We start from the raw sequence: 12407 nt of genomic DNA, 5'->3' as shown, positions 1-12407 counted from the left end.
TTAAACTACGAAGATGAATAATTTGAACATCACATCTTCAATTTTATCAAATATTTAATTAAATGAAAAAGAAATTTATTGTCTACTTCGCCTATCTAGCTATTGGCTGTGTAATATTTGCAAGTTGTGAAGATAAGAAAAAGGCAACTAAAACTGTAGTTGAAACTAAAACCAAAAAAGAGGTTGAAGTTGAAGATGAAACTAAAGTTGAAAAAGACACAAAGGCTGATTATCCTAAAATAACAAGTGAAAACGTAGTTGAGTTTTTAACCGAATACGGAAAAAACAACCCTGAAACGAAGGTTTTAATCACAAGTAGATATGGTGACATTGTAATTGAGTTGTATAAAGACACTCCCTTACATCGAGCAAACTTCATTTATTTAGTAAAACAAAAATACTTTGATGAAACCTTTTTTCATCGTGTAGTTCCTAATTTTATAATTCAGGGTGGAAATAGTGATTTAGTTTCTACACCCCGTAAACGAGCTGCATTAGGCAACGAGTATTTACTACCTGCAGAAATTATTCCTGGTAGAATTCACCAATACGGAACTGTTTCTGGAGCTAAAGAATACCGTGAAAATCCAGACCACAGAACAGCCCCTTATGAGTTTTTTATATTCCACGGCCCTAAGTCTTCAACCTCACATTTAAATGGAAAGTACACCATTTTTGGAAACGTTATTAAAGGGATGGATGTAGTGGAAAAAATTTCAAATGTAAAAGCAGACGATGGCGATTGGCCATTAGAAAACATTTATATTTCTGCGAAGGTTGTGGAATGAAGCAAAAGCTATTATTGCTGCTCCAACTCTTCCTTTGTATAGATGTTGGGTAATGAAAGTCTAAAGTATACTGCCAGCAAACGAACTATAAATACAATCGAACCTGATATTATTACAATAAAGTCTAATGGAATTACTGTTTTCAACAATATAAAATAAACAGCCCCTCCTATAATACATGCAGTTGCGTAAATTTCTTTTCTAAAAATGATTGGGATTTCATTACATAGAATATCTCGCAATACTCCACCAAAACACGCTGTCATTGTTCCTAAGGAAATACATATAATTGGTGAAAAACCTGCCGCTATACCTTTTTCTACACCTACAATTGTATAAAGTGCTATCCCAATCGTATCAAATAAGAATAAAGATCTTCGAATATAACCTAGTCTTTTTCTGAAAATTACCGAAAATACTGTAGCTCCAAAAATCACATACACATAGGTTAAGTCTACCATCCAAGCAATTGGAGCCCCAATTAAAACGTCTCGCAATGTCCCCCCACCTACGGCTGCAACGAAAGCAATTATCAAAATCCCAAATGGATCTAGCCTTTTATGAAGTGCTGTAAGCACCCCAGAAATTGCAAAGGCCAATGTTCCTATTATATCTAAAACTAATATTAAACTCACATGTTTTGTGTAAAGTGGTTATAATCTTTTAGTACTGTATCAATATACTGTTTATCGTATAAGTCTGATGATGTTCCTAATACGCTTTCAACTTTATTTCGAAGTAATTTCAAGGTATTGAAATCATTAGATTTTAATGCAATAATATATGTTTCTTTTATTAGTCTTACATCCTTATCTGTAAGATCAGTAACATTCAAGAACTTTGGCTGATAGTTATCTTCAATTTCTTCTAAAATTGTATGACTAATATTTACTTTATTTTTTGTGCTTATCACGACAGTTCCGGCAGCATGGTCTCCAACTCGTTGACGTTTGTCTGAAAAAATAATAGATAACAAACCAATAGATCCTAAAAATATCCATAAATCCACCAATCTGAGCATCCATAGAATCAGGTAATCACTCCAATGAGCAGGACTACCATCTACCTTTACAACCTTAGTTTTCATTGCCATCTTCCCTACTGTTCTTCCATCAAAAAGAATATGCATATACAAAGAATAAAACATTACCGGTAAAAACAATAGTTGTTGTAGCCCAAATACAGTCCATTGATCACTAAATGCCACATGCATTGCATCTGTAATTAACTCTACAATATAGAAATACACAAAAAACAGAAAGATATCTATCAAAAAAGCTAGAATCCTCTCACCTACACTTACAATCTTGTAGTCTAGATTTACGTTTTGAGAAGTATTTATTTCTAGGTTTGCCATTTAAAAGCAAGTGGTTATATTTATCAAAAAATTAAAAGATGCGCGAGGCAGCATTCGTCAAGCAAAATAAGGCAAAATGGATTGCATTTGAAAAAGCAATTACACTTAATTCAAAAATAAATCCAGATCAGCTTGCCGACGACTATATTCAGCTTACAAACGACCTCGCTTATGCGCAGACATATTACCCTGATAGCAAAACACTTCAGTATTTAAATTCATTAGCTTCACAAGCTCATCAAAAGATTTATAAAAATAAAAAAGAATCCAAAAATCGGCTTGTAAGTTTTTGGAAGGACGAGTTTCCTTTATTCTTTTACCAGCACCACCGAATGCTATTTTATTCGTTTTTACTTTTTGCAGTAGCAACGGCTATTGGAGTGATTTCAGCAGTAAACGACGATTCATTTGTTCGACTAATCCTCGGGGATTCTTATGTAAACGAAACAATAAATAATATTGAAAAAGGCGACCCTACTGCTATTTACAAAAGCGGAAGCGAGATAGGCACGTTTTTAGGAATAACCATCAATAATATTCGGGTTGCGTTTTTGGCTTATGCCTTCGGAGTTATCACCTCGGTGGGAACTGCGTATGTGCTATTTAGTAATGGAGTAATGCTAGGAGCTTTTTTTACTTTTTTCTATAACCGAGATTTACTCTTTGAAGCTTCAAAAAGCATTTGGCTTCACGGAACGATTGAAATTTCTGTAATCGTTATTGCTGGATGCGCAGGAATGGTAATGGGAAATAGCATACTTTTCCCAAAAACGTATTCGAGGAAAGTTTCATTTTTAAGAGGTGCAAAAGACGGACTTAAAATCGTGGTTAGCACCATACCTTTTTTTATTATAGCTGGATTTATTGAAGGCTTTATTACACGTTACAGCAATATGCCTGTATGGTTAGCATTGACTATTATTTTCTTGTCTTTGATTCTGATTATTTACTATTACATTATATATCCAATTATCCTACATAAAACAAATGCTAAAAAAATACATACCGCTTAAACAACAACGAGATGTAGGTGAAATTATAACTACATACTTCGATTTTTTTAAACAGAACTTTAAACCCTTTTTAAATATTTTCATTAGTTATAATGGAATATTTATTCTTGGTTTTTTAGGAGTGAGCTACTTGATGGTTACAGGCTTTGTAGGAAGTCTTTCATCCAACACAATTGGGTCTGACTCTTCAATTTATAACATCTATATAGCGCTAGGAGCTCTTGGTTTCATTTTTCTATTTCTACTTACAGCAATTTTAAACTACAGTTTAGCCGCAGTTTATGTTATTCAATATGAAGGAAATAAAGGAAAAGAAGTTGTAAAAAGAAAAGTTTGGGAGGTAGTAAAAGATAACCTCGGAAAAATTATACTCTTCATTGTATTAATGATGTTGATGTATTTGGGTCTTGTAGTGGTAGGTGTAATTATTTCTTTTATCCCTTTATTGGGTACACTCGCTTATTATCTTATGATTTTAGGATTTACCAGTTGGAGTGGACTTTCTTTTATGGCATTAATTAACGACAATCGAGAGGTCACTGATGCCTTTGGTGAGGGTTGGAAATTATTAAAATTGTATTTCTGGAAATGTGTATTATCAAATTTAATAATTAGTATTCTCCTTAGCTTACTAATGATGGTTGTACTTATTATCCCAGGTGTTTTAATTAGCGTTTACGCATTTCATTCCCTAGATTCAGGTGTAGATTTAGCAAATTCGGCTGTAGCTAATGTTGTTTGGACAATTGCCCTATCTATTGTACTTATATTATATACACTTAATCAATCTATGCTTCAATTTATAAACGGTATTTTATATTATTCCCTTCACGAAGAAACCTACAATGAAGCAACTCGCGAACGTATAGATCAAATTGGAGCAAGTGAATAGATTTATCTTCATATCATTTTTTTTACTGAATTCATTTGCCGCAACTGCATTTGTAAAAGATTCTCTATCCGTAATTGTCGAAAATGAAAATGTTGTCCGAAAGCAATTTTCTGAAGGCTTATCTGATAAATATTCAGGCAGAGATTTTGATTATGATAAAATTGAAGGAGAAGCCGAGAATTATTTAGGCCGTGCAATTAATTGGTTTTTCAAAACTCTAGGCGAAATTTTTGGATTTGAACTTTCACCTGAAATGTTCGAGCTTATAAAGAATTTCATCTATGGATTACTGATATTTTTTGCTATTTATATTGTTGTTAAATTATTAGTTGGTAATAATGCTTCTTCATTATTCAGCAGAAAAAAGCAAGTGATAGCACCACTAAATATAAAAGAGCAGCATATTGAAAACGTCGATCTTGATAGCTATATAAAAAATGCTCTTCAGGAAGAAAATTACCGACTGGCAATCCGATATATGTACTTAAAATCTTTAAAACTACTTTCACAAAATAATATTATCGATTGGCACTATGAAAAAACTAACAGCGACTATTATCGAGAGATTGAAAATCAAGGACTAAAAGAAGATTTTAAAAAAGCATCCTACCTATACGACAATATTTGGTATGGCGAATTTGCACTTAACAAAACTGGATTTTTAAGTGCCCAAAGAGATTTTGAACGTTTAAATCAAAACTTAAACAATGCTAGATAAACGTTCAAAAAGAGTACTATGGATATTTGGGCTAACATTATTGTTAATCCTAATTACAGAAATTGTAAGGCCAAAACCTATCGATTGGAGACCGAGTTACACCTCAGTAGATAAAATCCCTTTTGGCAGTTTTGTGTTTTTTGAAGAAGCTACTTCGCTATTTAAAGATTCAGAAATAGAAAATATTGACAAAGATCCTTACTCGTTTTTAGTCGATAGCACCTACAACAAAAACTCAGCATATATATTTATAAATGAAGAGTTGAATTTTGATAAAAGACAAACTCAAATATTATTAAAATACGTTGAAAAAGGAAATACAGTTTTTATTTCTTCACGTAGTTATGGGAATATTTTACAGGATACATTAAAAATTAATTTACATACAAGCTACAGCGTTTTAGAAGAAGAGGTTACTCCAACATTCTTTTCACCTTCTTTAAAAGAAAAACAATTACCAAAATTTAAAAAGGGAATATTTAAAACTTCATTTTCAGCAATAGACACCTTAAAAACTAAAGCTTTAGGTTACTATGATTCAAATAAAGATAAATTAGACGACTTAAACTTTATAAAAGTAAAATATGGCAACGGTGCATTTTTACTTCATACTTTGCCTGAAGCTTTCACCAACTATTACCTCCTTAAAAACAACGAGCAATACGCTGCAAATTTGATATCGTATATTGAAGCAGAGCATATATATTTAGATGAATATTTAAAGTCGGGTCGAAAAGTAGTTACTTCGCCTATGCGATTTGTATTAAATCAAGAACCCCTTATTTGGGCGTACTACGTTTTAATTTGCGGGTTAATAATTTTCGTTCTTTTTAAAGGAAAACGTGAACAGCGCATTGTAGAAGTGATTGAACCACTAGAAAACACTTCAGTAGAATTCACCAAAACTATTGCCGATTTATATTTTCAGCATAAAGATTACAGCGATATAATTGCTAAAAAAATAAAGTACTTTTCAGAAACACTTCGAGCAAAATACTTTTTGAATACGAATGACATTACAGAAGATTTAATCAAAAAATTGGCTTTAAAAAGTGGAAACACTCTAGAAGACACTCAAAAATTGATGCATCTTATTAAAAACTTAAAAGAAAAATCTGTTCATAGCGAAGCCGACTTGCTTGCGCTAAACAAACAAATAGAAGAATTTAGATTGTAAAATTATGGAAGATACACAGGAAAATCCGTTAGAGTTTAACTCGCGAATTGATTTAAAAAATTTACAGGAAGCCACCGAAAGAATAAAAACGGAACTAGGAAAAGTAATCGTTGGACAACACGATATGTTGGAAATGCTAATTATTTCGATACTTAGCAACGGTCATTCATTAATTGAAGGTGTGCCAGGAGTCGCAAAAACTTTAACTGCCAAACTCTTAGCCAAAACAATGTCGGTAGACTTTAGTAGAATTCAGTTTACACCAGATTTAATGCCTAGTGATATTCTAGGTACTTCAATATTCAATGTAAAAACCAACGAGTTTGAATTTAAAAAGGGTCCTGTTTTTTCCAATATTATTTTAATTGATGAAATAAACCGTGCACCTGCTAAAACTCAAGCCGCCCTTTTTGAAGTAATGGAAGAACGTCAAGTTACTATGGACGGTAAAAAGTATGAAATGAATCCTCCTTTTTTGGTTTTCGCCACTCAAAACCCGGTAGAGCAAGAAGGAACATACGCACTACCTGAAGCGCAATTAGACCGTTTTCTATTTAAAATAAATGTGCCCTACCCTAGTCTGGAAGAAGAAGTTCAAATTTTAGAAAATGAACACAGTCGTAAGGATAAGTTGGTTTTAGACAATATTTCACCCATACTTAATGCACAAGAAATCGCCGAGTATCAAGACACAATTAAGCAAATAATTATCGAGAGTAATTTACTAAAGTATATTGCCGCTATCGTTGATAATACGCGTTCTAACTCAAACTTATATCTAGGTGCATCGCCACGAGCTTCTCTAGCAATAATGAATGCTTCCAAGGCACTCGCAGCTATTAACGGGCGTGATTTTGTTACTCCAGACGATATAAAGAAAATTGCTCCATCGGTACTTCGACATAGAATTATGCTTACCCCAGAGCGCGAAATGGAAGGAATTACAGCAGACAAAGTGGTGCAACAGATTATAGAAACTATTGAAATCCCTAGATAGTCGTAAAAACTATTTTGCTGAGTCTTACTAACACAGAATGACTATTGTAAGTAAAATGATAATAATAAAATAGAAACCCTGATTAAATTTATAAATTGAAGAAATTCCTTAAAAGCTTATACTTAAAACAGCGATTTTTCATCGTGCTGTTCTCACTTGCAGTTTTGTTTGTGGGGGCGTATTTCTTTCCAGAGTTGTTTGGTGTAATTAGGCTGTTTTTCTATTTGTTTATTCTAGCAGTATTTTTTGATATTTTCTTACTTTTTCGAAATAAAATTGGAATTCAAGCTGACAGAGTTTTACCTGAAAAACTTTCCAATGGCGACGAAAATCCGATTGAAATAAAGGTTATTAATCGATACCAATTTAAAGTTTCACTTAAAATTATTGACGAATTACCCGTACAATGGCAGATTCGTGACTTTAAAATTGAAGCGATATTAAATCCTTCAGAAGAGAAAATTTTCAACTATCAAGTTAGACCTACAGAGCGTGGCGAGTATCACTTCGGTAACTTGAATGTATTTACTTCATCGGTATTAGGACTAGTTGCACGAAAGCAGCAATTTTCGGCAGAAGGTATGGTTCCTAACTACCCGTCGTTTCTTCAGCTTAAAAAATATGATTTTATAGCTTTTTCCAATAAACTCAAATTGTTTGGCCTTAAAAAAATAAGGAGAATTGGCCACACTATGGAATTTGAGCAAATTAAAGACTACAATACTGGAGATGACATAAGAAATATTAATTGGAAGGCTACTGCCAAGCGCAATAACCTAATGGTTAATCAATTTCAAGATGAAAAATCGCAGCCAGTTTATTCTGTAATTGATAAAGGAAGGGTAATGAAAATGCCTTTTAATAATTTAAGCTTATTAGATTACGCTATAAATTCGACCCTTGTAATTTCTAACATTGTATTAAAGAAGCACGATAAAGCTGGAATGTTCACTTTTTCAAGAAAAGTAAGCGATAGAGTTATAGCCCAGCGTAGAAATGCGCAAATGCATTTAATTTTGGAAACACTTTATAATATAGAAACAGATTTTTCAGAAAGCGATTTTTCTCGTTTATATGTAGATGTAAAGCGCCATATTAAACAGCGAAGCCTTTTATTACTCTACACAAACTTTGAAACCATGGATGCGCTTCATCGTCAATTGCCGTATTTACAGGCAATAAACAAAACGCATCTGTTGGTAGTTATTTTCTTTGAAAATACCGAATTAAAATCATTTTTAAATAAAGAAGCGAAAACCACGCATCAAATTTTTGAAAAGACAATTGCCGAAAAATTCATTTTTGAGAAGAAACTTATTGTAAATGAGCTTCACAAATATGGAATTCAATCAATTTTAACTTCACCTGAGAACCTTACGGTAAATACCATCAACAAATATTTAGAGATTAAAGCCAGAGGGATGATCTAATTGATAATTTCAACTTTGAATATATATTCATTTCATTATAACTAAGCCTGCTATTATCTTAAGGTAGAAATAGAAATATTTGATAATAGATTTATATTTGTATAAATAAAGTTTACAATGACAATTACTCAATTAAAATATGTCTTGGCTGTAGCAGAGAGCCAAAATTTTACAAAGGCCGCTGAGAAAACCTTTGTTACTCAGCCTACGCTTAGTATGCAGATTCAAAAATTGGAGGAAGAACTTGAAATTCAAATTTTTGATCGTACCAAAAAGCCGATTGAACTTACCTCTGTAGGTCAAAAAATAGTAGAACAAGCCCGAAATATCGTTAACGAATCTGAGCGAATGCAGGATGTTGTAGATCAAGAAAAGGGCTTTATTGGTGGTACTTATAAACTTGGTATTATTCCTACTGTTATGCCAACCTTGTTGCCAATGTTTTTAAAAACATTTTCAACTCGCTATCCAAAGGTTCATTTAAAAATCGAGGAGTTGAATACAGATGAAATAATCACTAAAATTAATGATGGATATTTAGATGCGGCTATTGCTGCAACTCCTTTAAAACAGGAAAGAATCAAAGAACGCCCTATTTATTACGAGCCGTTTGTAGCCTACATCCCAGAAAATCACCGATTAGCATCTAAAGATACTATAGAAGCAAAAGATTTAGACATTGAAGATGTATTATTATTAGAAGATGGTCATTGTTTTAGAGATGGTATTATTAACCTGTGTAAAGCTTCTAAAAATGGAAGCTTCGAAAAGTTCCAACTTGAAAGCGGTAGTTTTGAAACGCTTGTAAAACTTGCTGACGAAGGTTTAGGGATGACACTTCTACCCTATCTTCACACATTAGATGTTTCCCCTAATCAAACCAAGAATTTAAAATACTTTAAAGAACCATCTCCTGCTCGTGAGGTAAGTTTAATTTACAGTAAAAGTGAACTTAAAATGCAAATCACTAATGTTCTATACGACGTTATTTCAGGTATAATTCGCGGTGCGATAGCATTCCAAGATGTTAAGATAATTAGTCCTCTGAAAAAATAATAAAGAAATTCCTATAAACTAAAAAGTCCATTTGAAACTAATCAAATGGACTTTTTTGGCTATATAAAAACAATTAATTGTTGAAATAAATTCCACCAGGAACTATTCCAGTTTGAAAGTCTTGTATTTGTTGATTTGTAGAAAGATCATAAATATATAAAGAACCTTTACTAGCAAAATCACCTGCGTCGGTAGCGTAAAGCTTACCATCATTAGCTTGTAGTACATAAAAGTATCCTTCAATGATGTCAGTTCCTGGTAATGTAACTGATGAAGAATTTACTTTGTAAACTTTTCCATCTAAGCTGTAAAACAAGTTATCGCCGTCGATTGTTAGATTACTTGGGTGTTGTGTTGTTTCAAAAGCAAAAGTTTCTGAAACCTGACCTGATGATAGGTCTATTTTCACTAACGAACCTGCAGTTTCATTTCCTGTATAACTAGGCATTCCTCCACAAAGCACATAAAGATTGTTGCCTTTAACTACCATCGAATTTGGAGCATCACCTACAGTAATAGTACTTTCTACAGAAGTTCCAGAAATTACAGAAATCACATTATTTTGTCCAAAACCACCTTGGTGAGCTACATATACTTTATTGTTGTGAGAAATCATTTTTTCTGGTCCAAATGCTACTGAAATATTTGCAGAAATCTCGTTAGTTCTTAAATCAACAACAGCTACGTAATCATCTGAGTTGTCGTTTGGATCTCCCCAGTTTGTAATGTATCCCTTGTTCCCGTCTATACTTTCAAAAAATCGTGGATTATCAAGTCCTGTTGTAATAGAGTCTATGGCTTCAAAACTGTAACGGTTAGCAACCATAATTTTATTAGAATTATTTACAACTATGTAAGCGTTTTCGTTATTAAAACCCATTGAGTTAACAATATTCCCAAGTTCTTTACCATTTACAGTTCTGTAAATGTTTTGTGAAACAGTTGCATAGTCATTAGATATATAAGTTATTGTTCCGCTTCCATTCATAAATGGACCTTCGTTAGTAACTAGAACTCCGTTCTCATATGCAGCAGGTTCGTAAACCGGCTGATTGTCATCATCACTACTACAAGCGACAAAAAATAATGTTGATAAAGCAATTAAGAGTGATCTTTTTATTGTTTTCATTTAGTTATATATTAAAGTTTAAAAATATTTCGATACTTCGTGAAGGCATTGGTCTATAGGCTACATTTTCATAATATTTATTGAAAACATTTTTTACCCGACCGCCTAGTTTTATATTCGGATTGAAAGGAAATGTGTAATCTGCACCAAGATTCAACAAAGAATAAGCATCCACAACTTCACTGTTATCGGTAGTTGTATAAGCTTCACCATTAAACAATCCTTGTAAATAAACTGAAAGCTTTTTATAGCTATAAGTTACCGATCCAGCTGCTTTGTGATAAGGAACGTAGATTAATTGTTTCTCTTTTTTTAAATCTTCAGCTTTCGTATAGGAATAGTTAGCATTCAAATTTAAAAACTGTGATTTGCCTATTTCCACATTATAATCAAAAGTAACTTCAGCTCCAAAGTTTCTTGTTTCACTTATATTTTCAGGCTCCCAAATACCACCACTTCTTGGCGTCCATTTTATTAAGTCCTCAGATTTAATGTAATAAGCAGCAACATCAACATTTAGTTTTCCAAAAGGAATTTCCTGCCCAAGTTCTACTTGATATGAAGTTTCTGGTTTTAAGTCAATATTTCCGCCAGCGTACCAATAAAGGTCGTTAAATGTTGGGATTCTGTAGTTTTTAGAACCATTTATTCGAAGTGAATAAAACTCGGAAACTTTGTATTTTGCATCTGCTGAAAACAGAATCGGGTTATCATAATCATTTAGAAATTCCTTTCTAAAATTAACTCCGTAGTTGAGTTTATCAGAAACCTTATGATTTAATAATAAAACTGCAGCCAAGGTTCTACGGAAATTATCGCCAACATTATCACCGTTTCCATTTAATAAAGTGTACTCAGCTTTTCCATTTAAACGAATCTTATTTTTAAATAGGACTTCTGTCTGTAATCCACCAATAAAGCTGTTTGCTTGTCCTTTGTCGTAATTTGATTTTTCACTATCTGGAATATACCTAAACTGTTCGTACAGGTGTGCGAAACTAGCTTTTGTATTAAATATTCCTATTTGTTTTTGTAACTGCCATAAGTTTCTCGTTGCAATATCTTTATAAGCATCTTTTCCTATGGTATTAAGGCTACCTGAAAAGTTTCTATCGTTATACACGTACTCCGAATTCCAAGTAACAACACCATTTCTTATACGCCGAGCTTCATTTACTTTGGCTGAAAAACGTAAAAACTGCCCATGTTTATTTATTTTATCCTTTCCTACATAGTCGTAATCATTTTCTGAACGTAAAAAATCTACACCTACATTTAGATAATGATTATCCCAAGTTTGAGTGGTATTTGCATTTGCAGCTATCGTAGAAAAGCTTCCGTAGCGCAATCCTACATTGGTTTTATTTATTTTTTTAAAAGTGTAAGTATTGTTTAGATGAATACTACCACCTACTGCTCCACTTCCATATTGAACTCCCCCACCACCACTTCTGATTGATATTTCGTCGTAGTTTAAAGGAGAAATCACATTAAAATCAGTTTGACCTGTAAAAATTGAATTTATATTAATTCCATTCCAAATAACAGCAGTTTGCGAAGCATTTGTTCCTCTAAATGAAGGAGATGAAACCATCCCTAAACCATTTTCTTTAAAATAGATTGAAGAATTATATCTAAGTGTTTCAGTTAATGACGTAGCGTTTCCTTCAACAATCGAATCATTTACTTTTTCGACCTTGAACCCTTTAGAAAAGTGTACAAGTTTTGAGTCGGTAAGCAATACTTCAGGTAACTGCTGAATAGTATCCAATTGTGCCACAACTGAAGTTGAACACAAGAAAATAGCCAAGATGATATGGTAATGTAGATTTTTCATAATTCAACCTTTA

General features: G+C 32.8%; 12 protein-coding genes. 8 read left to right on the top strand and 4 right to left on the bottom strand.

Annotated features, from left to right (window positions below):
• Positions 1-62: 62 nt before the first annotated feature.
• Complete coding sequence (locus G3A46_RS11515; RefSeq protein ID WP_165149944.1) at positions 63-788, top strand: peptidylprolyl isomerase; 726 nt, start codon at positions 63-65, stop codon at positions 786-788.
• Positions 789-799: 11 nt separating this feature from the next.
• Here the strand turns inward: G3A46_RS11515 and G3A46_RS11510 are convergent, their stop codons facing one another.
• Positions 800-1423, bottom strand: coding sequence for a trimeric intracellular cation channel family protein (locus tag G3A46_RS11510; protein ID WP_139856471.1), 624 nt, complete (start codon positions 1421-1423; stop codon positions 800-802).
• Complete coding sequence (locus G3A46_RS11505) at positions 1420-2145, bottom strand: RDD family protein (RefSeq protein ID WP_165149942.1); 726 nt, start codon at positions 2143-2145, stop codon at positions 1420-1422. The genes G3A46_RS11510 and G3A46_RS11505 overlap by 4 nt, the downstream gene beginning before the upstream one ends.
• Positions 2146-2183: 38 nt before the next feature.
• On the opposite strand from G3A46_RS11505, the gene G3A46_RS11500 reads away from it, so the two are divergent.
• From G3A46_RS11500 to G3A46_RS11470, 7 genes are all read left to right on the top strand, one after another.
• Positions 2184-3158: a stage II sporulation protein M gene (locus G3A46_RS11500; RefSeq protein WP_165149940.1), complete on the top strand. Its 975-nt coding sequence runs from the start codon at positions 2184-2186 to the stop codon at positions 3156-3158.
• The gene (locus tag G3A46_RS11495; RefSeq protein WP_165149938.1) at positions 3133-4050 is read left to right on the top strand and encodes a hypothetical protein; all 918 of its coding nucleotides are present in this window, start codon (positions 3133-3135) and stop codon (positions 4048-4050) included. The genes G3A46_RS11500 and G3A46_RS11495 overlap by 26 nt, the downstream gene beginning before the upstream one ends.
• Complete coding sequence (locus tag G3A46_RS11490; protein ID WP_165149936.1) at positions 4043-4768, top strand: hypothetical protein; 726 nt, start codon at positions 4043-4045, stop codon at positions 4766-4768. Before G3A46_RS11495 ends, G3A46_RS11490 begins: the two co-directional genes overlap by 8 nt.
• Positions 4758-5945, top strand: a complete 1188-nt coding sequence (locus G3A46_RS11485; protein WP_165149934.1) for a DUF4350 domain-containing protein — start codon at positions 4758-4760, stop codon at positions 5943-5945. Before G3A46_RS11490 ends, G3A46_RS11485 begins: the two co-directional genes overlap by 11 nt.
• Positions 5946-5949: 4 nt before the next feature.
• Positions 5950-6942: a MoxR family ATPase gene (locus G3A46_RS11480; RefSeq protein WP_165149932.1), complete on the top strand. Its 993-nt coding sequence runs from the start codon at positions 5950-5952 to the stop codon at positions 6940-6942.
• A 95-nt stretch (positions 6943-7037) separates the two neighbouring features.
• Positions 7038-8372: a DUF58 domain-containing protein gene (locus G3A46_RS11475; RefSeq protein WP_165149930.1), complete on the top strand. Its 1335-nt coding sequence runs from the start codon at positions 7038-7040 to the stop codon at positions 8370-8372.
• Positions 8373-8489: 117 nt separating this feature from the next.
• Positions 8490-9428: a hydrogen peroxide-inducible genes activator gene (locus G3A46_RS11470; RefSeq protein ID WP_165149928.1), complete on the top strand. Its 939-nt coding sequence runs from the start codon at positions 8490-8492 to the stop codon at positions 9426-9428.
• 73 nt (positions 9429-9501) lie between these two features.
• Here the strand turns inward: G3A46_RS11470 and G3A46_RS11465 are convergent, their stop codons facing one another.
• The gene (locus G3A46_RS11465) at positions 9502-10557 is read right to left on the bottom strand and encodes a DUF5074 domain-containing protein (protein WP_165149926.1); all 1056 of its coding nucleotides are present in this window, start codon (positions 10555-10557) and stop codon (positions 9502-9504) included.
• 4 nt (positions 10558-10561) lie between these two features.
• Positions 10562-12394, bottom strand: a complete 1833-nt coding sequence (locus G3A46_RS11460; RefSeq protein ID WP_165149924.1) for a TonB-dependent receptor — start codon at positions 12392-12394, stop codon at positions 10562-10564.
• Positions 12395-12407 lie beyond the last annotated feature (13 nt).

The sequence above is a fragment of the Aequorivita sp. KMM 9714 genome (assembly GCF_011065475.1).
In the GTDB taxonomy this organism is placed as follows: domain Bacteria; phylum Bacteroidota; class Bacteroidia; order Flavobacteriales; family Flavobacteriaceae; genus Aequorivita; species Aequorivita sinensis.
This window is presented reverse-complemented; position numbering and strand designations above follow the sequence as displayed.